24 protein-coding genes are annotated in these 22,864 nt (G+C 62.6%); 12 read left to right on the top strand and 12 right to left on the bottom strand.

What is annotated here, in order from left to right; all coding sequences use genetic code 11:
• The first annotated feature begins 133 nt into the window (after nucleotides 1-133).
• The 6 genes from RA24_RS04225 to RA24_RS04250 all read left to right on the top strand — a co-directional run bounded on the left by RA24_RS04225 (nucleotide 134) and on the right by RA24_RS04250 (nucleotide 6,712).
• A complete protein-coding gene (locus tag RA24_RS04225; protein ID WP_019295878.1) occupies nucleotides 134-418 on the top strand; it encodes a DUF4212 domain-containing protein in 285 nt (94 codons plus the stop codon).
• A gap of 1 nt (nucleotide 419) precedes the next feature.
• Nucleotides 420-2,204 (top strand): sodium:solute symporter family protein, encoded by a 1,785-nt coding sequence (locus RA24_RS04230; RefSeq protein ID WP_019295877.1) that lies wholly within the window; start codon nucleotides 420-422, stop codon nucleotides 2,202-2,204.
• 107 nt (nucleotides 2,205-2,311) lie between these two features.
• Nucleotides 2,312-4,135: a DUF294 nucleotidyltransferase-like domain-containing protein gene (locus tag RA24_RS04235; RefSeq protein WP_039190069.1), complete on the top strand. Its 1,824-nt coding sequence runs from the start codon at nucleotides 2,312-2,314 to the stop codon at nucleotides 4,133-4,135.
• Between the two features lie 85 nt (nucleotides 4,136-4,220).
• Complete coding sequence (locus RA24_RS04240) at nucleotides 4,221-4,739, top strand: hypothetical protein (RefSeq protein ID WP_039190072.1); 519 nt, start codon at nucleotides 4,221-4,223, stop codon at nucleotides 4,737-4,739.
• A gap of 2 nt (nucleotides 4,740-4,741) precedes the next feature.
• Nucleotides 4,742-6,151 (top strand): 3'-5' exonuclease, encoded by a 1,410-nt coding sequence (locus RA24_RS04245; RefSeq protein ID WP_019295874.1) that lies wholly within the window; start codon nucleotides 4,742-4,744, stop codon nucleotides 6,149-6,151.
• Between the two features lie 60 nt (nucleotides 6,152-6,211).
• The gene (locus RA24_RS04250) at nucleotides 6,212-6,712 is read left to right on the top strand and encodes a flavin reductase family protein (protein WP_019295873.1); all 501 of its coding nucleotides are present in this window, start codon (nucleotides 6,212-6,214) and stop codon (nucleotides 6,710-6,712) included.
• Here RA24_RS04250 and RA24_RS04255 read toward each other — a convergent pair.
• From RA24_RS04255 to RA24_RS04285, 7 genes are all read right to left on the bottom strand, one after another.
• Nucleotides 6,672-7,493 carry a 4Fe-4S binding protein gene (locus RA24_RS04255; protein ID WP_241480898.1) on the bottom strand — a complete coding sequence of 274 codons (822 nt, stop codon included), beginning with the start codon at nucleotides 7,491-7,493 and terminating at the stop codon, nucleotides 6,672-6,674. The genes RA24_RS04250 and RA24_RS04255 overlap by 41 nt on opposite strands.
• A gap of 324 nt (nucleotides 7,494-7,817) precedes the next feature.
• Nucleotides 7,818-8,804, bottom strand: a complete 987-nt coding sequence (locus RA24_RS04260) for an ABC transporter substrate-binding protein (RefSeq protein ID WP_019295871.1) — start codon at nucleotides 8,802-8,804, stop codon at nucleotides 7,818-7,820.
• Nucleotides 8,805-8,952: 148 nt separating this feature from the next.
• Nucleotides 8,953-9,798 (bottom strand): ABC transporter permease, encoded by an 846-nt coding sequence (locus RA24_RS04265; RefSeq protein WP_039169824.1) that lies wholly within the window; start codon nucleotides 9,796-9,798, stop codon nucleotides 8,953-8,955.
• A complete protein-coding gene (locus RA24_RS04270) occupies nucleotides 9,795-10,712 on the bottom strand; it encodes an ABC transporter permease (protein ID WP_039151869.1) in 918 nt (305 codons plus the stop codon). Before RA24_RS04270 ends, RA24_RS04265 begins: the two co-directional genes overlap by 4 nt.
• Nucleotides 10,713-10,811: 99 nt before the next feature.
• Nucleotides 10,812-11,651, bottom strand: coding sequence for an ABC transporter ATP-binding protein (locus RA24_RS04275; protein WP_019295868.1), 840 nt, complete (start codon nucleotides 11,649-11,651; stop codon nucleotides 10,812-10,814).
• Between the two features lie 60 nt (nucleotides 11,652-11,711).
• Entirely contained in the window at nucleotides 11,712-13,166 is a 1,455-nt protein-coding gene (gene hydA, locus RA24_RS04280; RefSeq protein ID WP_039190078.1) for a dihydropyrimidinase, read from the bottom strand.
• A gap of 129 nt (nucleotides 13,167-13,295) precedes the next feature.
• Nucleotides 13,296-14,546, bottom strand: coding sequence for a Zn-dependent hydrolase (locus tag RA24_RS04285; RefSeq protein ID WP_039190081.1), 1,251 nt, complete (start codon nucleotides 14,544-14,546; stop codon nucleotides 13,296-13,298).
• 264 nt (nucleotides 14,547-14,810) lie between these two features.
• On the opposite strand from RA24_RS04285, the gene RA24_RS04290 reads away from it, so the two are divergent.
• Nucleotides 14,811-15,425 (top strand): TetR family transcriptional regulator C-terminal domain-containing protein, encoded by a 615-nt coding sequence (locus tag RA24_RS04290; protein ID WP_029204781.1) that lies wholly within the window; start codon nucleotides 14,811-14,813, stop codon nucleotides 15,423-15,425.
• A gap of 135 nt (nucleotides 15,426-15,560) precedes the next feature.
• Here RA24_RS04290 and preA read toward each other — a convergent pair whose 3' ends face one another.
• From preA to RA24_RS04310, 4 genes are all read right to left on the bottom strand, one after another.
• Entirely contained in the window at nucleotides 15,561-16,865 is a 1,305-nt protein-coding gene (gene preA / locus RA24_RS04295; protein WP_019295864.1) for an NAD-dependent dihydropyrimidine dehydrogenase subunit PreA, read from the bottom strand.
• Between the two features lie 55 nt (nucleotides 16,866-16,920).
• Nucleotides 16,921-18,255 carry an NAD(P)-dependent oxidoreductase gene (locus tag RA24_RS04300; RefSeq protein WP_039151826.1) on the bottom strand — a complete coding sequence of 445 codons (1,335 nt, stop codon included), beginning with the start codon at nucleotides 18,253-18,255 and terminating at the stop codon, nucleotides 16,921-16,923.
• Between the two features lie 288 nt (nucleotides 18,256-18,543).
• Complete coding sequence (locus RA24_RS04305; protein WP_039151871.1) at nucleotides 18,544-18,942, bottom strand: RidA family protein; 399 nt, start codon at nucleotides 18,940-18,942, stop codon at nucleotides 18,544-18,546.
• Between the two features lie 155 nt (nucleotides 18,943-19,097).
• The gene (locus RA24_RS04310; RefSeq protein WP_008553759.1) at nucleotides 19,098-19,361 is read right to left on the bottom strand and encodes a DUF2312 domain-containing protein; all 264 of its coding nucleotides are present in this window, start codon (nucleotides 19,359-19,361) and stop codon (nucleotides 19,098-19,100) included.
• 206 nt (nucleotides 19,362-19,567) lie between these two features.
• Here RA24_RS04310 and RA24_RS04315 point away from each other — a divergent pair, with 206 nt between their 5' ends.
• A complete protein-coding gene (locus RA24_RS04315; RefSeq protein WP_019295861.1) occupies nucleotides 19,568-19,786 on the top strand; it encodes a hypothetical protein in 219 nt (72 codons plus the stop codon).
• 30 nt (nucleotides 19,787-19,816) lie between these two features.
• Here RA24_RS04315 and RA24_RS04320 read toward each other — a convergent pair whose 3' ends face one another.
• Entirely contained in the window at nucleotides 19,817-20,032 is a 216-nt protein-coding gene (locus RA24_RS04320) for a hypothetical protein (protein ID WP_019295860.1), read from the bottom strand.
• Between the two features lie 290 nt (nucleotides 20,033-20,322).
• Between RA24_RS04320 and RA24_RS04325 the strand changes: the two genes are divergently transcribed.
• From RA24_RS04325 to RA24_RS04340, 4 genes are read left to right on the top strand one after another with little or no spacing between them, the layout of a single operon-like run.
• Complete coding sequence (locus RA24_RS04325) at nucleotides 20,323-21,186, top strand: MBL fold metallo-hydrolase (protein WP_039190082.1); 864 nt, start codon at nucleotides 20,323-20,325, stop codon at nucleotides 21,184-21,186.
• 22 nt (nucleotides 21,187-21,208) lie between these two features.
• Entirely contained in the window at nucleotides 21,209-21,637 is a 429-nt protein-coding gene (locus tag RA24_RS04330; RefSeq protein WP_019295858.1) for a YeeE/YedE family protein, read from the top strand.
• Entirely contained in the window at nucleotides 21,637-22,071 is a 435-nt protein-coding gene (locus RA24_RS04335; protein WP_193747107.1) for a DUF6691 family protein, read from the top strand. Before RA24_RS04330 ends, RA24_RS04335 begins: the two co-directional genes overlap by 1 nt.
• A gap of 11 nt (nucleotides 22,072-22,082) precedes the next feature.
• Nucleotides 22,083-22,508 (top strand): TIGR01244 family sulfur transferase, encoded by a 426-nt coding sequence (locus tag RA24_RS04340; RefSeq protein WP_019295856.1) that lies wholly within the window; start codon nucleotides 22,083-22,085, stop codon nucleotides 22,506-22,508.
• The last annotated feature ends 356 nt before the right edge of the window (nucleotides 22,509-22,864 follow it).

A 22,864-nucleotide genomic window follows, 5' to 3' on the forward strand; every position in this document is an offset into this window, starting at 1 on the left:
AATACCCGTCGGACCCGCCTTGGCGGACCGGAGGAGTCATGTCTGCGCGCCCGTGAATCCGGCGGCAGGCAAACAGAGGAGGTCTGCCCTGCGCTCCCGCACGGCAGGCATGGAGGAAGAAGGAGGAGCCGCCATGGCGGATCAAACCACAAACGCGGACAAAGCCGCCGAAGCCGACAAGGGCTATTGGGCGGCAAATGTGCGCATCATCATCGTCAGCCTGATCATCTGGGCTGTTGTTTCATTCGGCTTCGGCATTCTGCTGCGCCCGATGCTTGCGGGCATCAAGGTCGGCGGCAGCGATCTGGGCTTCTGGTTCGCCCAGCAAGGCTCGATCCTGGTGTTCCTCGGGCTGATCTTTTTCTACGCGTTCCGGATGAACAAGCTGGACCGCGAATACGGCGTGGAGGAAGAATAAGATGGACCAGTTTACCATCAACCTGCTGTTTGTGGGCGCGTCTTTCGCGCTCTACATCGGCATCGCGATCTGGGCCCGTGCGGGTTCCACATCTGAATTCTATGCCGCGGGCCGGGGTGTTCACCCCGTCACCAACGGCATGGCCACCGCGGCCGACTGGATGTCGGCGGCCTCCTTCATCTCGATGGCGGGCCTCATTGCCTTTACCGGCTATGACAACTCCACCTTCCTGATGGGCTGGACCGGCGGCTACGTTCTGCTGGCACTGCTGCTGGCGCCCTACCTGCGCAAGTTCGGCAAATTCACCGTCTCCGAATTCATCGGCGACCGGTTCTATTCGCCCACCGCGCGCGTGGTGGCGGTGATCTGCCTGATCGTGGCCTCGACCACTTACGTGATCGGCCAGATGACCGGCGTCGGCGTGGCCTTTGGCCGCTTCCTGGAAGTTTCCAACACCGCAGGCCTGCTGATCGGCGCCTGTGTGGTCTTCGCCTACGCCGTGTTCGGCGGCATGAAGGGCGTGACCTACACCCAGGTGGCCCAGTACTGCGTCCTGATCATGGCCTACACCATCCCGGCCATCTTCATCTCGCTGCAGCTGACCGGCAACCCGATCCCGGCGCTCGGCCTGTTCGGCGATCACGCCGCAAGCGGCGAGCCGCTGCTGTCCAAACTGGACGCCATCGTGACCGAGCTTGGCTTCAACGAGTACACCGCGCATCACGCCGACACCTTCAACATGGTGCTCTTCACCCTGTCGCTGATGATCGGCACCGCGGGCCTGCCCCACGTGATCATGCGCTTCTTCACTGTGCCGAAAGTAGCTGATGCCCGCTGGTCGGCCGGCTGGGCGCTGGTGTTCATCGCGCTCCTGTACCTGACCGCTCCGGCAGTCGGCGCCATGGCCCGCCTGAACATCACTGAGATGATGTGGCCGAACGGCGGCATCGAAGGCGGCGCCGTCACCGTGCAGCAGATCGAAGAAGATCCCAAGTACGACTGGATGGCGACCTGGCAGCAAACCGGCCTCCTGGGCTGGGAAGACAAGAACGGCGACGGTGCGATCCAGTACTACAACGACAAGAACGCCGATCTGCAGGCCACTGCCGAAGCCAACGGCTGGGCCGGCAATGAGCTGACCAACTTCAACCGCGACATCCTGGTTCTGGCCAATCCTGAGATTGCCAACCTGCCGGGCTGGGTGATTGGTCTGGTGGCCGCAGGCGGCCTGGCGGCTGCTCTGTCCACCGCTGCGGGCCTCTTGCTGGCGATCTCCTCGGCAGTCTCCCACGACCTGATCAAGGGCTCGATCAATCCGAACATCTCGGAAAAAGGCGAGCTGCTGTCGGCCCGTATCGCCATGGCCGTAGCCATTGCTGTGGCGACCTACCTGGGTCTGAACCCGCCGGGCTTTGCCGCACAGACCGTGGCGCTGGCTTTCGGCCTGGCCGCTGCCTCGATCTTCCCTGCGCTGATGATGGGCATCTTCACCAAGGTGAACAACAAGGGCGCCGTGGCCGGCATGCTGGCAGGCCTGATCGTGACCCTGGTCTACATCTTCCTGCACAAGGGCTGGCTGTTCATCCCGGACACCAACTCCTTCACCGATGCAGATCCGCTGCTGGGCACCATCAAATCCACCTCCTTCGGTGCGGTTGGCGCAATGGTGAACTTCGCGGTGGCCTTCATCGTCTCCAAATCGACCGAGGCCATCCCGGCCGAGATCGAGGAGCTGGTGGAAAGCGTCCGCATCCCGCGCGGCGCAGGGGCCGCACAGGACCACTGACCTCCCCTGGGCGGGCTGCCCACCCGGCGGCCCGCCTCTTCCCTCATGGTCCCGTCCGGTGTTTCACTGGCGGGGCCATTTTTTCCTGAAGACGCCCAGGTATTCCCATGCCCTTATCTGACGCTGCCCTGCTCCGCTTCCTGTCCTCGGTCCACCCCTACGACAGCCTGGAACCCGCACTGCTGCAGGACCTGGCACCCAAGTTCCGCCAGATCGAAGCAAGCGCAGGCGGCTCCGTCTATGCTCTGAACGAAGATCTGGACGGCCTCTACCTGGTTCACACCGGCGAGGTGGAAGTGACCGACGAAAACGGCATCCCTGTTTCCATCCTCGGTCCCCGCAATTCCTTTGGCGAACGCGGCCTGACCCGCACTGGACGCGCAGTAACATCGGCCCGAACCACCACCGACACAATCCTGCTGCTGCTGCCCAAGGCGGATTTCCACGCCCTGATGGCAAGCCAGCCCAAAGTGGCCAAGTTCTTCGACCGCCGCCGCCCCGGAAGCCGGGACAGCACCAGCCTTGCCACCACCCGCGTGGCAACCATCATGGCGCGCGACCCGGTCACCTGCTCCAGCGGCCTCACCTGCCAGGGTGCGGCGCAACTGATGCGCGACCGCCGCATCTCCTCCATCTGCGTAACCGACGGGGACAGACTGCAAGGCATCCTCACCACCCGCGACCTCACGGCAAAAATCCTCGCCGCCGGCAAACCCATCTCGACCCCGGTCAGCACGGTAATGACCCCGGATCCGCTGACCTTGGCGCCTTCCGCCATCGGGTCGGACGTGCTGCACATGATGATGGAGCATGGCATCGGCCACATCCCGGTGGTTGAGGCTGGTCGGCTTGCAGGCATCGTCACCCAGACCGACCTCACCCGCTTTCAGGCCGTCAGTTCAGGCGAGATGGTTTCCAGCATCGCCCGCGCAGGTTCCGCTGAAGAGATGTCAAAAGTTACCGCCGAAATACCCCGCCTGCTGGTGCAGCTGGTGGCAGGCGGCAACCGGCATGAGGTGGTGACGCGGCTGATCACCGACATCGCCGACACCGTGACCCGCCGCCTGCTGGCACTGGCGGAAGCGAAACTGGGCCCTGCCCCGGTGCCCTACCTGTGGCTCGCCTGCGGCTCGCAAGGGCGGCGCGAGCAGACCGGCGTCTCCGACCAGGACAACTGCCTGATCCTGTCCGATGATCTGGCGCCGGAAGACAACGCCTATTTCGAACAGCTTGCCAAGTTTGTCTGCGACGGGCTCAACACCTGCGGCTACGTCTATTGCCCCGGCGACATGATGGCCTCCAACCCGCGCTGGCGGCAGCCGCTGCACGTCTGGCGCGACTATTTCCGCGGCTGGATCGCCAAGCCGAATCCTGAGGCGCAGATGCTGGCCTCGGTGATGTTCGACCTGCGCCCGATCGGCGGCGACGCCGCGCTGTTTGCGAACTTGCAGCAAGAGACGCTCAAGGCCGCCAGCGCCAATTCGATCTTCACCGCCCATATGACCGCCAACTCGCTGAAGCACACGCCGCCCTTGGGCCTGTTGCGCGGGCTGGCCACCATCCGTTCGGGCGAGCACCGCAACACGCTGGACATGAAGCACAACGGGGTGGTGCCGGTGGTGGACCTGGGCCGCATCTACGCGCTGCAGGGCCAGCTGGCAGAGGTGAACACCCGCGCCCGGCTGGAGACGGCGGAGGCCGCGAGCGTACTCAGCCCCTCCGGCGCCCGCGACCTGCTGGACGCCTACGACCTGATCGCCCAGACCCGGCTGGACCATCAGGCCGCACAAATCCGCAGCAGCCAGGCGCCGGACAACTATCTGGCGCCTTCGGATCTGTCGGATTTTGAGCGAAGTCATCTGCGCGACGCATTTGTTGTCGTAAAGACAATGCAATCGGCAGCCGGGCACGGCAAAGGCATGTTAAGCTGACAGCAGCGCCAGCCGGCAGTGCGGGAGCCTCCGGCGGGAGTATTTTGAGAAAAATGAAAAGGCCTGGGGCCTACGGGGAGATCGGATGTTTCTGGAACTGATTGCGGTGATCTTTGCGGGCGTTGCCGCCGCGGGTGTGGTGATGCTCCTGAACCGGACGCTCAAGGGCCGGCTGCCGCGCTGGATGGCGCCGGTGGCGGCGGGACTGGCAATGATCGGGGTGACCATCGCGTCCGAGTACGGCTGGTACAGCCGCACCAAAGCCGCCCTGCCCGAAGGCCTGGCCGTGGCCGAAACCATCGAGAACCGCAGTCTCTACCGCCCCTGGACGCAGGTGGTGCCGTATGTGGACCGCTTCGCCGCGGTGGATACCGCCACGATGAAAAGCCACGCCGCGCACCCGCAGGTTTTCCTGGCGGATCTCTATTTCTTCGGCCGCTGGGCGCCGGTCAGCAAGCAGGCCGCGGTGCTGGACTGCGGTAAGTGGCAGCGTGCGCTGGCCGGTGGCACAGTGGCCTTTTCCGGTGACGGGCTGCCCAAGGGGCTGGACTGGATCGCAGCCGAGGCCGATGATGCCATCCTCACCACCGCCTGCGGAGGGTAGCCATGCACAGACGCCTGTCACTGCGGCTGCGGATTTTCCTGTTCTTCTGCCTGCTGGCATTTGGCGGCATCGCCGTCACCGCAGGCGCGCTTTGGGCCGGCTACAGCCGGGCAGAGCAGCCAGAGCTGTCAGATGCCTTCATTTTCTCCGGCCTGCTCAGCACCTTTGCCATTCTCGGCCTCTGCGCTGGGGTCTGGCTGCTGTTCGATGAAAACGTCGCCAAGCCGATCGAACGCCTGGCTGCGGGTATGCGCGCCCGCGCCCATGCGGGCGTTAGCAAAGAGCTGGATACCCACGGCGCCCGCTACCTGGGCGATCTTGCCGCAGCGGCCCAGGGGCTGGCGGGCCAGCTCGGCGCCTCTGCCATGAACGCCGCTGAGGCCATCGCCCGAGAAACGGAGCATCTGGAAGCCGAGAAAACCCGGCTGGCCGCGCTCCTGACCGACATTCCCATCGCCACCGTGATGGCCAGCCCCGCCCATCAGATCGTGCTCTACGACGGCCAGGCCGCGGCGGTGCTGGCGGAGGAGGCACCGCCGCGCCTGAATGCACCGCTGTCCGATTACCTGGACCTCACCGGGCTGGAGGCGGCCTATGGCCGGCTGGTGCGCAGCGGCATGGAGGTTCAGGCAGAAGTCAAAAGCGCCAGCGGCGCTCAGGTGTTCGACCTGCGCCTGAAACCGCTGGGCGGCGCGCCGGGCTATATCATCCTGTTTGAGGGCGCCCATGCGGGCCTTGCGCCAGAAGACTCCCGCCCGCTGGTTTATGACTTTGGTCTGCTGGAGAGCGAGCATGCGGAATTGAACGGGCGCAAGCTCAGCAACCTGAGCTATGTGGTGTTCGACACCGAGACCACCGGCCTCTTGCCCCACAAGGATGAGATCGTGCAGATCGGCGCCCTGCGGGTGGTGCGCGGGCGGATCATCGAAAGCGAAGCCTTTGAAACCCTGGTGAACCCGGGCTGCCCCATTCCGGCCTCCTCAACCAAGGTGCATGGCATCACCGATACCATGGTTCGGGGGCGGCCCGGCATCGCCAGCGCCGCGCGCCATTTCCACCGGTTTGCCTCCGATGCGGTGATCGTGGCCCACAATGCCCCCTTCGACATGGCCTTCCTGCACCGCCATGCCAAACGCACCGGTGTCACATGGGACCAGCCGGTGCTGGACACGGTGCTGCTGAGCGCGGTCCTGTTCGGTGCCTCCCAGAACCACACGCTCGACGCCTTGTGCGACCGGCTTGATGTCACCATCCCATCTGCCCTGCGCCACACCGCCATGGGGGACGCCCGCGCCACAGCTGAGGTCTTCTGCAAGATGCTGCCGATGCTGGAGGCGCGCGGGCTCATGACCTTTGGCGCCATTTTGGAGGAGACCCGCAAACACGGCCGCCTCATTGAGGACTTGAACTAGGTAGACAATCCGGGCCATGCGTGGCAGGTCACTGCCCGGAACGAACAAAAGGCGCGCGAGATGGCCGACACCAGCTTTATTCCCGGGCCGGAAACCGCCCGGGCCTACCGCGATGCGCTCGGCTGCTTTGGCACCGGGGTGACGGTTGTCACCACCCAGACGCCCCGCGGCCCGCTGGCCATTACCGTCAACAGCTTCACTTCAGTCTCGCTGGAGCCGCCGCTGATGCTATGGTGCCCGGCCAAGGCCTCCTTGCGCCACGATGCCTTTGTCGCGGCTGAGAACTTTGCGATTCACGTGATGGCAGAGGACCAGCTGCCGCTGGCCAAGCATTTCGCCGCTTTCGGCGAGGATTTCAGCGCCGCAGCCTGGCAGCCCAACGATCTGGGCGCGCCGGCGCTGGAGGGGGTGATCGCCCGTTTCGACTGCCGCCGCTATGCCGCCCATCCGGCAGGCGACCACACCATTGTCATCGGTGAAGTGGCCCGCGTCACCACCCGCCCGGGCAAGGGGCTGATCTTCAAGCGCGGTCTGTATGGCGGGTTTCTGGAACAGGGATAACCGGCAGCTCCGCAACAGGCAGATCCGTCCCGGCTTCATGGCGGGCTACAGGGGTGGATGCTCCAGCGGCCTTCCCCTCCGCCTCCGTCAGCAAATGCGGCAGCACCGCATAGGCGGTCAGATCCATACCCGGTGTCATGCTCAGCGCCCGCTGCGGGCAAATCGAGACACACAGCCCGCATTGGGTGCACAGCGATTCCACAAAATTCAGTGCTCCGGCGTTTTCAGTCAGGCTCAGCGCATCAGAGGGGCAGACCCAGACGCAGCTGTTGCAATTATTGCACAGGTCCTCCTGCAGGCAGACAGTGCCATAGGGTGCCTGCTCCGGCAGCGCCGCATGACCGGTGCTGGCCGGCAGCAGCGCGGCGGCGCTGGCCCGCGCGGTGTCCCTGCGGCTGCCCACCGCCAGCACCTCGGGCTCAACTGAGGGAAACGGCAGCAGCCGTGCCGCCAGACGCCGGTCCACGGCAGCGGCGCCGTTGAACAGCACAATCCGGCCCAATCCCCCCAGCGCGCGCACCAGGTCCACTTCCAGCCTCTGCGGCTCACGCCCCTGCGGCGCTTTGCACGCCTGCAGGTAGACAACGTCGAACCCGCAGGCCAGCGCATGCAGCAGATCAGCATGGGTGATCTTTTCAAGGCGGCACACCGCGACCGGCACTACATCGCTGTGCCCTACGCTGGCCTCTTCCAGCCCCGCCGGCTCCAACTCATACAGCACCAGGATCTGTGCCCGGCCGGTAGCCAGCTTGCGGCCATGGGCAGCCTGGCACAGCGGCATCAGCGGCAAGGCGCTGCTTCGGCTCCCCACATCCAGCAGGGCGGACCGTCCTTTGACCGCATACCTTGACCGGCATTCGGCAACTTCCGCCTGAGAGCAAAGGCATAAATGCTGCGGCCCATTGCCAGCAGGTTCATGCCGTTCAGAGATATGTCCGCACACCTCTCCCATAAGGGAAGGTTAACACAAATATAAACAACCTGCGGATGTTTTTCCTTCAGACCGGAATTTTGTTGCAATTTTAACCAATCCTCGGACATTTCACGCAAAACCCCGCCGGACAGGATCCGGCGGGGCTGCAAGGCTTGTTGCTGGTCCGAAGCCTTACTTCAGCGCCGCATCAGTGATGGCATGGGTCCAGGCGCCTTCCGGCTCCTTGGTGATCACCGGATCAGAGCCGCCGCCCATCAGGGTCGACACGGTGCGCTGGTAGTCCGCTTCGTCCAGCGCGCCATTGCTGCCCGCAGTCAGCTTGGCAATCTCACCCATCATACGCTTCTGGTGGGTCTCGGTCTGGGCACCCGAGGCGTCATTGTCCAGCACGATCTCCGCCGCTTCGTCCGGGTTTTCCTCGGCGTATTTCCAGCCCTTCATCGACGCGCGCACAAACCGCTCCATCTTGCCGGCAAAGGCCTCATCGCTCAGGTTCTCCTCCAGCACATACAGACCATCTTCCAGCGTCGCCACGCCCTGGTCCTCATACTTGAAGGTAATCAGCTCATCCGGCGACACCCCTGCGTCAATGACCTGCCAGTATTCATTATAGGTCATGGTCGAGATACAGTCCGCCTGACGCTGCAGTAGCGGATCGACGTTGAAACCTTGCTTAAGAACTTCCACACCGTTTTCGCTCTTACCCTCGGTGGAGATGCCCAGCTGGCTCATCCAGCTCATGAAAGGGAACTCATTGCCGAAGAACCAGACACCCAGGGTGCGGTTGGCCAAATCGGCGGGTTCAGCAATGCCGGTGTCTTTCCAGCAAGTCAGCATCATGCCGGAGGATTTGAACGGCTGGGCGATATTGACAAGCGGCAGGCCCTTTTCCCGAGCGGCCAGAGCGGCAGGCATCCATTCCACCGTCACATCGGCGCCGCCGCCGGCAATCACCTGGGTCGGCGCGATATCCGGGCCGCCCGGCAGGATGGTGACATTCAGGTCCTCTTCCTCATAGAACCCCTTGTCCAGCGCCACATAATAGCCCGCGAACTGCGCCTGGGTCACCCACTTCAGCTGCAGCGTCACGTCATCCGCCGCCTGCGCCGCCCCCGCGGCCCCCATCATCAGCGCTGCCGCCGTCATCAGATGTTTCATGTCTCGTTCTCCCTATTGATTATGATGTGAAGCTTGCCCGGGTTTGACCATTCGTTCAAAGTTTTTTCTTTATGAGGCCGGCCTTTGACGGCACCCCGCGCAAGATTTCCGCAAAAACCGCCCCGCAGCCGGCGGGACGGTTCAACTTTCAGCCCCGCTGTGATGGGTGCCAGAAGGTAAAGCTCTTCTCGATCAGCGCCACCAGCCCGTAGAAGGCAGACCCCGCCAGCGCCGCCACCACGATCTCCGCCCAGACCATGTCCAGCGCCAGCTGGCCGACGCTGGTGGAAATGCGGAACCCCATGCCGACGGTGGGCGAACCAAAGAACTCCGCCACAATCGCGCCGATCAGCGCCAGCGTGGTGGAAATCTTGAGCCCGTTGAACACAAACGGCAGCGCCGCCGGCAGCCGCAGCTTGAAAAACGCCTGCCAATAAGTGGCCGCATAGGTTTGCATCAGATCCCGTTGCATGGCCGAGGTCTCGCGCAGCCCCGCCACGGTGTTCACCAGCATCGGAAAGAACACCATAACCACGACCACCGCGGCCTTGGAGTGCCAGTCAAAGCCGAACCACATCACCAGGATCGGCGCGGTGCCGACAATCGGCAGCGCCGCCACGAAGTTCCCGACCGGCAGCAGCCCGCGGCGCAGGAAATCGCTGCGGTCGACCAGGATCGCGGTCAGAAACGCCGCGCCGCAGCCGATCACATAGCCGCCAAGCGCGCCTTTCAGGATAGTCTGGGCAAAGTCCTCCCACAGGATCGGCAGGCTGGAGGCAAAGCGCGCCGCAATAACCGTCGGCGCCGGCAGGATCACCAGCGACACCGCCAGCCCCCTGACCAGCAGTTCCCAGACCACCAGCACGGTGATGCCAAAGATCGCAGGCACCAGCAGTTGCACCGCCCGGGTCTTCGAGGCCGGGCTGTTTGCCAGCCGGCTGTTCAGCCACCAGCCCAGACACCAGACAAGGATTGCAAGGATCACCAGTATCATGCCCGCACCCCCATCCGGTTCAAGACAACCTTCTCGATCAGGCCCAGAAGCGCCACCAGCGCCGCCGCCAGAATTGCCGCCGCAAACAGCGCCGACCAGATCTGCACGGTCTGCCCGTAATAGCTGCCCGCCAGCAGCCGCGCGCCAAGGCCCGCAACCGCGCCGGTCGGCAGCTCACCCACGATGGCCCCCACCAGCGAGGCGGCAATGCCGATCTTCAGCGAGGCAAACAAGTATGGCATCGAGGACGGCAGCCGAAGCTTCCAGAACCCCTGGTTCGTGTTGGCGTTGTAGGTTTTCAGCAGATCCAGCTGCATCGCATCCGGCGCCCGAAGCCCCTTCACCATGCCGACAACCACCGGGAAGAAGCTCAGGTAAGCTGAAATCACCGCCTTGGGGATGATCCCCTGCACCCCGATGGAATAGAGCACCACGATAATCATCGGCGCCAGCGCGATGATCGGGATGGTCTGGCTGACAATCGCCCAGGGCATCACCGACATATCCATGACGCGGGAATGCACGATGCCCACCGCCAGCAGAATGCCAAGGCCGGTACCGATGGCAAAGCCCAGCAGCGTGGCGCTCAGCGTCACCTGCGCGTGATAGATCAGGCTGCGCTTGGAGGTGATTTTCTTCTCCACCGTGGTCTCCCACAGCTCAACCGCCACCTGATGCGGTGCCGGCAGCCGCGGGCGCTCCTGCACCCAGGTGTCGCCGATGGCAAATGTGTTCTGCGCCACCAGCCCGATCTCACCCCTGTCCCGGCGCTCCTTAGCGGTGGCGGGGGTGACTTCGACCCCTGCCCGCTCCGCCTGATCCAGCACGCCCTTGATGTTCATCGGCACGCAGGCCGCATACCAGAAGGCGATGATGGCGGCGAGCACGGTGAGGACGGCAACAAGGCTTTTCATGACCCCGCCCTCCCTGATCGGCAGCCGCCCGGTGCACAGGTGGTGTACAGGGGGTGCACAGATGTCACCCCCCAATTCCGGTGAGTCCGGCTGGCAAAATCAGTCATCGCCATGCCCCGCCCGCAGCCCCTCGCGCACCCGGTGGGCGATCTCGATGAACTCCGGGCTGTCGCGGATATCGAGCGGACGTTCCTTGGGCAATGTGCTGTCGATAACGTCATGGATCCGCCCCGGCCGCGGCGACATCACCACGATCTTGGTGGACAGATACACCGCCTCGGGGATCGAGTGGGTGACAAAGCCAATCGTCTTGTTGGTCCGTGCCCACAGCTTCAACAGCTGCTCGTTCAAATGGTCGCGCACGATCTCGTCCAGCGCCCCGAAAGGTTCATCCATCAACAGGATATCCGCATCAAAGGCGAGCGCCCGCGCGATGGAGGCGCGCTGCTGCATACCGCCGGACAGCTGCCACGGAAACTTACCGCCGAAGCCTGACAATTCAACAAGTTCCAGGACTTGGTTAACGCGTTTTTCCTGCTCCGCCTTGGAGTATCCCATGATCTCCAGCGGCAGCTTGATGTTCTTGGCGATGGTGCGCCAGGGGTAAAGCCCAGCCGCCTGAAACACATAGCCATAAGCCCGGTTACGACGCGCCTCATCCGGGGTCATGCCATTCACGGACAGACTGCCGCCGGTTGGAGTTTCCAGCGCTGCGATACAGCGCAGAAAGGTGGTCTTGCCGCAGCCCGACGGGCCAATGAAAGAGACAAAATCACCCTTGTTGATCTCCAGGCTCACATCTTTCAGCGCGTGCACCGGGCCATCGTTGGTCTGGAAGGTCAGGTCCAGGTTCCGGGCCTCGATCACACAGTTCGCGGGGGCTGGTGCGGAAGCGGCGGCCTCGGGTCGGATTGCCTGGGTGGTCGGTTCCATATTCATATCTTCGCCTTGATTTCACACAGGAAAACGGGCCGCCGTTACCGGCAGCCCGCTCCTGATTTACACGCCTGTTGCCGGGATGCCGGTGCGTTCCACCGGGCGCGGCGCGGTCAACTCTTTCCAGGTCGACAGCGCCTTGTTCACCGTGGTGTTGGGCTCCCGGGAAACGAACTTGCCATGGCCTTCCTGGCAGCGGATTTCGCCATCATGCACCGCCACATGGCCGCGGGTCAGGGTAAAGCGCGGCAGGCCCTTCACCTCGTGCCCCTCGAACACGTTGTAATCAATCGCGGACTGCTGGCTGCCGGCCGAAATCGTCTTGGTCTTCTCCGGGTCCCAAACCACCAGATCGGCATCGGCGCCCACCAGAACCGCCCCCTTTTTCGGATAACAATTCAGGATCTTGGCGATGTTTGTTGACGTAACCGCAACAAACTCGTTCGGGGTCAAACGGCCGGTTTCCACACCGTAGGTCCACAGCATCGGCATCCGGTCCTCCAGGCCGCCGGTGCCATTCGGGATCTTGGTGAAATCGCCAACGCCCGTGCGCTTCTGTTCGGTGGTAAAGGCGCAATGGTCCGTCGCCACCACCGACAACGAGCCGGACTGCAGACCGGCCCAGAGGCTGTCCTGATGCTGTTTATTACGGAACGGGGGCGACATCACCCGGCGGGCGGCGTGGTCCCAATCCTTGTTGAAGTATTCGCTCTCATCCAGGGTCAGATGCTGGATCAGCGGCTCGCCCCAGACCCGCTTGCCCTGCATGCGGGCGCGGCGGATGGCCTCGTGGCTGTCCTCGCAGGAGGTATGCACAACATAAAGCGGTACGCCCGCCATGTCGGCGATCATAATGGCCCGGTTGGTCGCTTCACCCTCCACCTGCGGCGGCCGGGAATAGGCATGCGCCTCGGGTCCATTATTGCCTTGTGCCAAGAGCTTAGCGGACAGTTCTGCCACCACGTCGCCGTTTTCAGCATGCACCATAGCGATGCCGCCCAGCTCCGCCAGCCGCTGGAACGACGCATAAAGCTCGTCGTCATTCACCATCAGCGCGCCCTTGTAGGCCATGAAGTGCTTGAAGGTGTTGATGCCCCGTTCTTGAATCACGGTCTTGATGTCGTCAAAGACCTGCTCCCCCCACCAGGTGACAGCCATATGGAAGGAATAATCGCAGTTGGCGCGGGTGGATTTATTGTCCCAGCGCTTCAGAGCGTCCAGCAGGCTCTCACCCGGGTTGGGCAGAGCAAAGTCCACAACCATGGTGGTGCCGCCCGCCAGGCCGGCTCGGGTGCCGCTCTCGAAATCATCCGAGCTGTAGGTGCCCATAAAGGGCATCTCCAAATGCGTATGGGGGTCGATCCCGCCCGGCATCACATAACAGCCGGAGGCGTCCAGTTCTTCATCGCCTTTCAGGTTCGGGCCAATCTGGGTGATCACCCCGTTCTCGATCAGAACATCGGCCTTATAGGTCAGATCGGCGGTCACGATGGTGCCGTTCCGGATGACTTTACTCATGGTTACAACTCCCTGAATCGGGGCGCATTTTAACGCCTCCATTTGTCTCGTTGCTGTCTTTCGCAGCTTTTTCATCTTTCCCGAAGTACTCCGGGGGAGCGGCCCAAAAGGCCGCGGGGGCAGCGCCCCCTACTCAACGATCTCCGCTGTCTCGACCACCGCGTGGAACAGCACGTTGGCGCCAGCCTCGGCCCAATCCTTGCTGATCTCCTCAGCCTCGTTGTGGCTAAGGCCATCGACACAGGGGCACATCACCATCGCGGTCGGCGCCACCCGGTTGATCCAGCAGGCGTCGTGACCCGCGCCAGAAATGATATTGAGATGGGAATAGCCCAGCCGGTCTGCCGCACTGCGCACCGCGCTGACACAGCCCTCGTCAAAGGCCACGGGGTCAAAGCCGCCTACCTTTTCGAATTCGATTTCCACTCCCATCGTCTCGGCAATCTGGGTGCCCTTTTCGCGCAGACGGTTTTCCATGTCGGTGATCACGTCCAGTTCCGGGCTGCGGAAATCGACGGTGAAGACCACCTTGCCCGGGATCACGTTGCGCGAGTTCGGGTAGACGTCGATGTGGCCCGCGGCCCCCACGGCATGGGGCGCGTGACTCCAGGCGATCTCGTCTACCGCTTCCAGTACCCGCGCCATCGCCAGGCCAGCATTGCGGCGCATGGGCATCGGGGTAGAACCGGTATGGGCGTCCTTGCCGGTGATCGTCACCTGCGTCCAGCTGAGGCCCTGGCCGTGGGTCACCACGCCGATGTCCTTGCCTTCCGCCTCCAGGATCGGGCCCTGCTCGATGTGCAGCTCAAAGAACGCGTGCATCTTGCGGGCACCGGTCTCCTCCTCGCCGCGCCATCCGATGCGCTTCAGCTCATCGCCGAATTTCTTTCCCTCGGCGTCCTCACGCTCATAGGCCCAATCCTGGGTGTGCACGCCGGCAAACACGCCCGATGACAGCATGGCCGGCGCATAGCGGGTGCCTTCCTCGTTGGTGAAGTTGGTGGCCACAATCGGGTGCTTGGTCTTGATGTTCATGTCGTTGAGCGAGCGGATCAGCTCCAGCCCCGCCAGCACCCCCAGCACGCCATCGTATTTGCCGCCGGTCGGCTGGGTATCCAGATGCGAACCAACATAAACCGGCAGCGCATCCGGGTCGGTGCCCGCGCGCACCGCAAACATGTTGCCCATCTGATCGAGCCCCATCGTACAGCCCGCGGCCTCGCACCATTTCTGGAAAAGCGCGCGGCCCTCGCCGTCTTCATCGGTCAGCGTCTGGCGGTTGTTGCCGCCCGCAATGCCGGGGCCGATCTTGGCCATCTCCATCAGGCTGTCCCACAGCCTGTCGCCGTCAATTTTCAGATTCTGTCCAAGCGACGTCATCAAGAGCTTCCTTCCCTGTGCGCCCATCTTTGCAGGCTTTCCGGCTTGGCGCCGTGTTAGGTGGCTTTGAGTGCCGGTCCCATCAAAGCTGAGGATTGTGCCCCTGTCTTTGATTTGACCAACTGGTCAAACTCACGCTATCACGGGTTCACCACCAGTCAAGAAATTGCCGCGTGGCTCTTGAAAAAATCGGTGCTTTTGCCGGAAATAGGTGAAATTCCGCGCTTCCGCTGGCGGCTGCGGCAAAATCAGACAAGGACGGACATGCCCGCAGACCGCGCGCCCACCCGCATTCAGAAAAAGAATCGCGCCGCTATCTTGGAGGCCGCGCTGGATGTCTTTTCCAGCCACGGTTTCCGCGGCTCCACCGTGGACCAGATCGCCAAGGCGGCAGGGCTCAGCAAGCCGAACTTGCTTTATTACTTTCCCTCCAAGGAAGCGATCTTCAATGAGCTGATGGCGGGGCTTCTGGACACCTGGCTGGACCCTCTCAGGGCGCTGGACCCGGAAGGGGAGCCACTGGAGGAGATCCTCGCCTATGTGCAGCGCAAGCTGCAGATGAGCCGCGATTTCCCCCGTGAAAGCCGGCTTTACGCTAATGAAATCGTGCAGGGCGCGCCGCGTCTGCATGACGTGATCGCGGCGGATCTTAATGTGCTGGTCGAGGAAAAGGCGCAGCTGCTGCAGGGATGGATGGATGCCGGCAGGATCAACCGCGCACACCCCAAGCATCTGTTGTTTTCAATCTGGTCGCTGACCCAGCATTATGCGGATTTTGACGCCCAGGTACGGACCTTGATGGGGGACGAAGACCCTTTTGACGCCGCGCCGCAGTACCTGGAAACCCTGTACCGTCGTATGCTTACGCCGAAAAGCTGAAGCAGCCGACCGCAGCAACTCCGCTGGCCAGCCTAGCTGCCTGCACCGGAACCAAATCCAACAAAAAAGCCCCGGCCAAAAAGCCGGGGCACAAAGTCAACGGGGAGACCGCGCGCCCGCTTGGGCGCGTTTCAGTTATTCCGCAGCTGTTGCCGACGGATTATTCGGATGCGTGGTCCAGTTCGCATAGTCGCCTGAAACCACCTCACCAGTGCGCTCGTCGATCTGGCCTGCGGGAACCTCGACCATTGTGATGCAGTTTTCGACCGGGCAGACGTTCACACAGAGATTGCAGGCGACGCATTCGTCGTCCTTCACCGTGAACACGCGGTCCTCGCTCATCGCGATCGCTTGGTGCGAAGTGTCCTCGCACGCTGCATAGCAGCGGCCGCATTTGATGCAGTCATCCTGGCTGATCTTCGCCTTGGTTACATAGTTCAGGTCCAGATACTGCCAGTCGGTCACATTCGGGACCGCCATGCCGATGAAATCCTGGGTGGAGGTATAACCCTTCTCGTCCATCCAAGTAGACAGGCCGGAAATCATCTCCTTCACCACGTTGAAGCCATAGGTCATTGCGGCGGTGCAGACCTGCACGTTGCCCGCGCCCAGTGCCATGAATTCAGCCGCGTCGCGCCAGGTGGTGACACCGCCGATAGCAGAGATCGGCAACCCGTGGGTCTGCGGGTCGCGGGCGATTTCGGCGACCATGTTCAGCGCAATCGGCTTCACCGCCGGTCCGCAATAGCCGCCGTGGGTGCCCTTGCCGCCGATGGTCGGTTCCGGCGCCATGCTGTCGAGGTCCACCGAAGTGATGGAGTTGATGGTGTTGATCAGGCTGACCGCATCCGCATTGCCCGCATTTGCTGCTCGGGCCGGGTTGCGGATGTCAGTGATATTCGGCGTCAGCTTCACGATCACCGGCTTGGAGTAGTATTTCTTGCACCACTCGGTGACCATCTGGATGTATTCCGGCACCTGCCCCACGGCGGAGCCCATGCCGCGCTCGGCCATGCCGTGCGGGCAGCCGAAGTTCAGCTCTATCCCGTCAGCGCCGGTGGCTTCCACCTGCGGCAGAATGTCTTTCCAGGCCTGCTCCTCGCAGGGCACCATGATCGAGACGATCACGGCGCGGTCCGGATAGTCCTTCTTGACCCGGGTGATCTCCTCCAGGTTGGTCTGCAGCGGCCGGTCGGTGATCAGCTCGATATTGTTGAGGCCCAAGAGACGGCGGTCGGCGCCCCAGATCGCGCCATAGCGCGGGCCGTTCACATTGACCACCGGCGGGCCTTCGGCACCCAGCGTTTTCCAGACCACGCCGCCCCAGCCGGCCTCGAAGGCGCGGCGGACGTTGTATTCCTTGTCGGTCGGCGGCGCGGAGGCCAGCCAGAACGGGTTGGGGGATTTAATACCCAGAAATTCTGTTGTCAGATCAGCCATTTGATCTCTCCTCTTAAGGCTAGCTTGGGTGCAGTGGAACTGCTCCCGAGCTGGCTCAGCCCATCAGGCTGGAGTGAATGTCCATTGCAGCGTCACGGCCCTCGGCCACGGCGGTCACGGTGAGGTCCTCGCCGCCAGAAGCGCAATCGCCCCCGGCCCAGACACCGGCCATCGAGGTGCGGCCCGTGTCACTGACCTTGATCTTGCGCCCCTCAAGCTCCAGCGCATCCGGCTGGCCCTCCAAGGTTTGGCCGATGGCCTTGAACACCTGATCCGCGGCCAAACGCACGGTCTCGCCGGTGCCGGACACCTTGCCGTCGGTGACGTCAGTATACTCCAATTCGATCTCAGCTGCTGCGCCATTGCCAAGTACCGCCTTGGGCATGACGTTGAACATCAGCTTGACACCCTTGGAGGCTGCCAGATCCTGTTCAAAGCGGCTGGCGCCCATGTCCTCGCGGCCACGGCGGTAGGCGATGGTGACGTTTTCGGCGCCCAGCAGCTTGGACTGCACCGCGGCGTCTACCGCGGTCATGCCGCCGCCGATCACCACCACATTGCGGCCCACCGGCAGCGCGGTCAGATCTTCGGCCTGGCGCAGTTCCGCAATGAACTCCACCGCGTCGCGCACGCCGTCCTTGTCCTCGCCCGGCGAACGCAGAGCGTTTACGCCGGCCAGACCGATCGACAGAAAAACCGCGTCATAGCCGGAGGTCAGCCCGTCCAGCGACAGTTCCTCGCCCAGCTTCTTGCCGTAATCCATTGTAATGCCGCCGATTTGCAGCAGCCAGTCGACCTCGCGCGCGGCGAAGTCATTGGTGGATTTATAGGCCGCGATGCCAAACTCGTTGAGCCCGCCCGCCTTGGTCTTGGCATCGTAAACCACCACGTCGTGGCCCAGCATCGCCAGCCGGTGGGCAGCAGCCAGGCCCGCGGGGCCGGCGCCAACCACGGCGATCTTCTTGCCGGTGGTAGCCGCGCGGGTGAACGGATGCGCGCCCTTCTCCATCAGCGTGTCGGTGGCATAGCGCTGCAAGCGGCCAATCTCGACCGGCTTGCCCTCGGCGGTTTCGCGCACGCAAACCTCTTCACACAGGGTTTCCGTCGGGCAAACCCGGGCGCACATGCCGCCGAGGATGTTCTGCTCCAGAATGGTCTTGGCCGCGCTTTCAGGGTGGCCAGCCTGGATCTCCCGGATGAACTGGGGAATGTCGATGCTGGTCGGACAGGCTGTCATGCAGGGCGCGTCATAGCAGAAATAGCAGCGGTCCGCCGCCACGGCTGCTTCATGCGCGTCATAGGCTGGATGCAGGTCCGAGAAATTCTCGGCAATGCCGGCAGCGTCAAGCCGCGCTGCCTGAATGCCGGATGCCTGATGGCTGGTCGCCATTGGGTGTCTCCCTGATTTTCTGTTGTTCTTGCTATCAGAGTGCCACAGTCTGATTTTTTATCAACTGGTAAAATTTTTTCGCGGGCAAAAAAATTGCCGCCCCTGGAGGAACGGCCTGCAACAGATTGGAAAAGCGTGTTTTTGCCTGGAAGTAATTCGGCCAAATTGCGCCTGGAGCCTCCCCCAGACATGCCGAAACTGCGGTTCCCCCCTCAAAAGCGCCTTTGGTCAGGCCTTACGGCAGCCATTCAGACCCTTGAAAGCATCGCTCCGGCACCCCGCGAAATCTCAGGATGGCAGCACTGCAGTGGCTTCGATTTCCACTTTGGCCTCATCTTCAACCAGGGCGGAAACCACCACCATGGTCATAGCCGGGAAGTGATAGCCCATCACCGCGCGGTAGGCTTTCCCGACCTCCGACTGGTGGGCCAAGTACTCCGCCTTGTCCGTCACATACCAAGTGAGCCGGGTGATATCCCCGGCAGTGCCGCCCGCGGTTTCAACCACCTCAAGGATGTTGCGCAGGGCCTGGCTCATCTGGCCGATGAAGTCCTCCGCCTCGAACACCTGATCTGCGGTCCAGCCGATCTGGCCGCCGACGAACAGCTGCCGACCCTCCGCCACCATTCCGTTGGCATAGCCTTTTGCGGGCTTCCACCCTTCGGGATGCACGCTGATGGCCGGCATGGCGGTACTCCTTTGCTGATCATTGCCTGGGCCGACCATAGCGCCGCCGCGGCATTTATTTCAAGCTTAAAATTTCTTAGAGCCAACACCGCAAAAACAAAAGCCGCGCAGGTCCGGGACCTGCGCGGCTTGGCATTTCAACGTGGCAGCGCGGCTTACATGCCGAGCGCTTCTTTATACATTTCCAGCACCGCCTCTTCTTCGGCGATGTCGTTCTCGTCGCGCTTGCGCAGGGCGATGATCTTGCGCATCACCTTGGTGTCATAGCCGCGGCCCTTGGCCTCGGCCATCACCTCTTTCTGCTGCTCGGCAATGGTTTTCTTCTCTTCGTCGAGCCGCTCGAACCGCTCAATGAACTGGCGCAGTTCGCCAGCGGTCACGCGGTAGTTTTCGCTCTTTTCGTCTTCTGTGATGTCCATCTGCGGCTCCGTCGGCAAAGGCTGTCAGTTGCTGTCGGAGCAAGGGGATAGCGCCCTGCCCGCCGCGCCGCAAGACGGGAAAGCCGCGGAGGCTCACTGAGCGGCGAAAACCGGCAACGGTCCCGTGCGCTCAAGGCTGAAACGCTTGCACGTGCAATGCGGATCGGCTAGCCGCGTCGCATCAAGACCACTGCAGGAGCACCCAAATGTTCGATTTGATCGTCTGGACCGGAGCCGCCGTATCTGTTGCCGGCCTGCTGGGGCTGATCTGGTGCATTATCAAGGTCGCACAAGCCCGGCGCCAGAAACTGGACGACGAGGCGCTGCGCGCCGTGGTGCAATCGGTGCTGCCCTACAATCTGGGCGCGCTGCTTCTGTCCGTGCTGGGGCTGATGCTGGTGATGGTGGGCATCTTCCTGGGCTGACGCCCTCTGCCGCCCGCACCTGGCTTGTGTTCAAACCGGCACGTTGTCGAACATCTCCTCAACTGCTTCTTCGCACAGGGTCGCTTCCAGACGGCGCAGGCGGCCGGGAACCTCGGCACCAGTCTTGCGCATGTAGTCCAGCAGACGGATGAATTCCGGCCGCATGGCCAGCCTAGCAGCACCGCTTTCCTTGCGGATCCGGGTCTCCAGGCTCTCGACGGTGCTGAGCAGATCTTCACGTGTCATAGCAGTCCTCCCTGTGTCATGATGAGGTTATCCCGGTATTTCACAACAGGCATATGAATACCCGAGCCATTTGAGCGTGCTGCCGCTTATTTACGCAGATTTACCGGTCCTCTGGTGGTTTTTGCGGCCTCCCGGCAGCGCAGAAAGCCTACCGCAGCGCAGCATTCCGGCGCCTTGACTTAAATCAGATGGAAGTGATGATTCAGCAGCCTTTCAATCCCGCCAGCTGGCAGGCTTGAAACATATTCTTAAATTGTTATATGAATTGCGAACCCAAGGGAGAGCACCTCATGACCCCCGCCGTCAAAGCCTTTTTCGACGAAACAACCAATACCGTATCCTACGTGGTGCGCGAACCCGAAGGGTCCGCCTGCGCGATCATTGATTCGGTCCTGGATTACGACCAGGCGGCGGGGCGCACCTGTACTGCATCAGCGGACGCAGTCATTGACTGGATTAAATCCGAAAACCTGCGCGTCGAATGGATTCTGGAAAGCCATGTCCACGCCGACCACCTGTCCGCGGCGCCCTATTTGCAGGATCAGCTTGGCGGCAAGATCGGTATCGGCGACCAGATCACGGTGATTCAGGACACTTTTGGCAAAGTGTTCAACGAAGGCACTGAATTCCAGCGCGATGGCAGCCAATTCGACAAGCTGTTCCGCGAGGGCGACAGCTTTATGATCGGGCAAATGCGCGGCGAGGTGCAGCATACGCCAGGCCACACGCCGGCCTGCCTCACCTATGTGATCGGCGATGCGGCCTTTGTCGGCGATACGCTGTTCATGCCGGACTTTGGCACGGCCCGTTGCGATTTTCCTGGGGGGTCCTCTGCCGATCTCTACAACTCGATCCAGAAGATCCTGGCCCTGCCGGACAGCACCCGCGTGTTTGTCGGCCACGACTACAAGGCCCCTGGGCGGGATGACTATGCCTGGGAGACCACGGTGGGCGAGCAGAAGGCGCTGAACGTGCATATCGGGGCCGGCCGCAGCATCGAGGAGTTTGTCGAGATGCGCGACGCCCGTGACGCAACGCTGGGCATGCCGCACCTGATCCTGCCGTCGCTGCAAGTCAACATGCGCGCAGGCCAGATGCCGGAGCCGGATGAACATGGCGACGTGTTCCTGAAGATCCCGGTCAACAAGATTTAGGCAGGCAAGCAGGAGCAAACGGATGGAAGCGGATTGGATCTGGGGACTGGGCGGCGGGCTGCTGATTGGCCTCGGCGGCGCGGTGTTCCTGCTGGGCAACGGACGTATCATGGGCGCCAGCGGCATCCTGGGCGGGCTTCTGGATGGCAGCGGCCGCTCCAATGCAGCTGAGCGTATCGCCTTCATCGGCGGCGTCGTGCTGGTGCCGTTTCTGATCGCACTTTCTACCGGACATGCACCGGATACCCGCGTCACAAGCAATGCTGCCGTGCTGATTGGCGCGGGGCTGCTAGTGGGCATCGGGACACGCATTGCCAATGGCTGCACCTCCGGCCACGGGGTTTGCGGTATCTCCCGTCTGTCTCTGCGCGGAATCGCGGCAACCGCTGTTTTCATGCTGGCAGGCATTTTGACACTGGCGGTTCTGCGCCAAATCCTGGGGGTGATCTGATGCTGCGTATTCTTCTGGCGCTCTTTGCTGGCGGGCTGTTCGGCACCGGGCTTATGCTCTCAGGGATGACCGACACCGCCAAAGTGCAGGGCTGGCTGGATATCTTCGGCAACTGGGACCCCACGCTGGCCTTTGTGATGAGCGGCGCGCTGCTGCCGATGGCCTTGGCCTGGCGGCTGACACAGGGGCGCCGGCCCGCGGCTGGTGGCAGCTTCCCTGCCCCGCCGCACACCGAACTGGACAGGCGGCTGGTGCTGGGCTCCGTGTTGTTTGGAGCGGGTTGGGGACTGGCAGGCCTTTGCCCCGGCCCCGCCATGGCTTCGCTCAGCTACAACGGATGGCAGGGGATGCTGTTCTTTGCAGCCATGGCCTGCGGCATGTTGGCCGCGCCCAGGCTCAGCCGGCATCTGGACCGTGCGGTTGCAAACGCGTAAAGACTAAGGCCATGGATGCACGCGTAATCACCCCCCGATATTCAGTCTCGCCGCAGATCTCTGCCGAGGACATGCCTGCCATTGCAGATGCCGGCTACAAGACGGTGATCTGCAACCGCCCGGACGAGGAAGTGCCGCCCAGTCACCAGGCCGAGGCGATCCGTGCCGCCGCTGAGGCCGCAGGGCTGCGGTTCGAGGTGCTGCCGCTGACCCATCAGACCATGACTCCGGATAATGTTGCGCTGCAGAGGGAACTGTACGAGGGCTGCGAAGGCCCTGTGCTGGCCTATTGCGCCTCCGGCACGCGCTGTTCGGTGGTCTGGGCGCTGAGCCAGGCCTGCGACATGGCTGCCGACGACATCCTGCAGAAAACCCAGGCTGCGGGGTATCAGCTGGATGGGCTGCGTCCGGCGCTGGAATCACTTGCAAGCAACTGAGCGCGGGCAGCTGATCTGCTCCAAGACGCGCTGCAGCCTGCCCGGCGGGGCAACTGATTGGACATGCATCGAAGGCAGCAGTTCAAGCAGCGCAAAGGAAGTGAATCCTGAGACGCTAAACAAGGCGCTGCCACGCTGTTTAAGCCAGGTTCACAAACCCGCTTGATCCCGCAAGCCGTTGATGACCTGGGGAAAACTGGCATCGCAGGCGCCCAATTTTTCGGCTGTTCCAAACAAGGGGCTGGCCGCTGCCTTCAGCGCCTCAGCTTTCAGGCAGAGCGCCATCGAAGCCGGCGAGCTGGGAAATTTCATCCATATCCCCGGCCGCGAAATCGCCAAGATCACCGGCGGGGAAA

Source organism: Leisingera sp. ANG-M6, from assembly GCF_000813905.1.
Lineage (GTDB): Bacteria > Pseudomonadota > Alphaproteobacteria > Rhodobacterales > Rhodobacteraceae > Leisingera.

Bases quoted from the DNA above. Each gene is read 5' to 3' on its own strand.
- RA24_RS04330 (WP_019295858.1), top strand. From the start codon at position 21,209: ATGGAAGCGGATTGGATCTGGGGACTGGGCGGCGGGCTGCTGATTGGC.
- hydA (WP_039190078.1), bottom strand. From the start codon at position 13,166: ATGAGTAAAGTCATCCGGAACGGCACCATCGTGACCGCCGATCTGACC.
- RA24_RS04250 (WP_019295873.1), top strand. From the start codon at position 6,212: ATGGCCGACACCAGCTTTATTCCCGGGCCGGAAACCGCCCGGGCCTAC.
- RA24_RS04225 (WP_019295878.1), top strand. From the start codon at position 134: ATGGCGGATCAAACCACAAACGCGGACAAAGCCGCCGAAGCCGACAAG.
- RA24_RS04245 (WP_019295874.1), top strand. From the start codon at position 4,742: ATGCACAGACGCCTGTCACTGCGGCTGCGGATTTTCCTGTTCTTCTGC.
- RA24_RS04265 (WP_039169824.1), bottom strand. From the start codon at position 9,798: ATGATACTGGTGATCCTTGCAATCCTTGTCTGGTGTCTGGGCTGGTGG.
- RA24_RS04240 (WP_039190072.1), top strand. From the start codon at position 4,221: ATGTTTCTGGAACTGATTGCGGTGATCTTTGCGGGCGTTGCCGCCGCG.
- RA24_RS04235 (WP_039190069.1), top strand. From the start codon at position 2,312: ATGCCCTTATCTGACGCTGCCCTGCTCCGCTTCCTGTCCTCGGTCCAC.
- RA24_RS04305 (WP_039151871.1), bottom strand. From the start codon at position 18,942: ATGCCGGCCATCAGCGTGCATCCCGAAGGGTGGAAGCCCGCAAAAGGC.
- RA24_RS04255 (WP_241480898.1), bottom strand. From the start codon at position 7,493: ATGCCGCTGTGCCAGGCTGCCCATGGCCGCAAGCTGGCTACCGGCCGG.
- RA24_RS04230 (WP_019295877.1), top strand. From the start codon at position 420: ATGGACCAGTTTACCATCAACCTGCTGTTTGTGGGCGCGTCTTTCGCG.
- RA24_RS04270 (WP_039151869.1), bottom strand. From the start codon at position 10,712: ATGAAAAGCCTTGTTGCCGTCCTCACCGTGCTCGCCGCCATCATCGCC.
- RA24_RS04310 (WP_008553759.1), bottom strand. From the start codon at position 19,361: ATGGACATCACAGAAGACGAAAAGAGCGAAAACTACCGCGTGACCGCT.
- preA (WP_019295864.1), bottom strand. From the start codon at position 16,865: ATGGCTGATCTGACAACAGAATTTCTGGGTATTAAATCCCCCAACCCG.
- RA24_RS04320 (WP_019295860.1), bottom strand. From the start codon at position 20,032: ATGACACGTGAAGATCTGCTCAGCACCGTCGAGAGCCTGGAGACCCGG.
- RA24_RS04285 (WP_039190081.1), bottom strand. From the start codon at position 14,546: ATGACGTCGCTTGGACAGAATCTGAAAATTGACGGCGACAGGCTGTGG.
- RA24_RS04335 (WP_193747107.1), top strand. From the start codon at position 21,637: ATGCTGCGTATTCTTCTGGCGCTCTTTGCTGGCGGGCTGTTCGGCACC.
- RA24_RS04340 (WP_019295856.1), top strand. From the start codon at position 22,083: ATGGATGCACGCGTAATCACCCCCCGATATTCAGTCTCGCCGCAGATC.
- RA24_RS04275 (WP_019295868.1), bottom strand. From the start codon at position 11,651: ATGAATATGGAACCGACCACCCAGGCAATCCGACCCGAGGCCGCCGCT.
- RA24_RS04325 (WP_039190082.1), top strand. From the start codon at position 20,323: ATGACCCCCGCCGTCAAAGCCTTTTTCGACGAAACAACCAATACCGTA.
- RA24_RS04290 (WP_029204781.1), top strand. From the start codon at position 14,811: ATGCCCGCAGACCGCGCGCCCACCCGCATTCAGAAAAAGAATCGCGCC.
- RA24_RS04260 (WP_019295871.1), bottom strand. From the start codon at position 8,804: ATGAAACATCTGATGACGGCGGCAGCGCTGATGATGGGGGCCGCGGGG.
- RA24_RS04300 (WP_039151826.1), bottom strand. From the start codon at position 18,255: ATGGCGACCAGCCATCAGGCATCCGGCATTCAGGCAGCGCGGCTTGAC.
- RA24_RS04315 (WP_019295861.1), top strand. From the start codon at position 19,568: ATGTTCGATTTGATCGTCTGGACCGGAGCCGCCGTATCTGTTGCCGGC.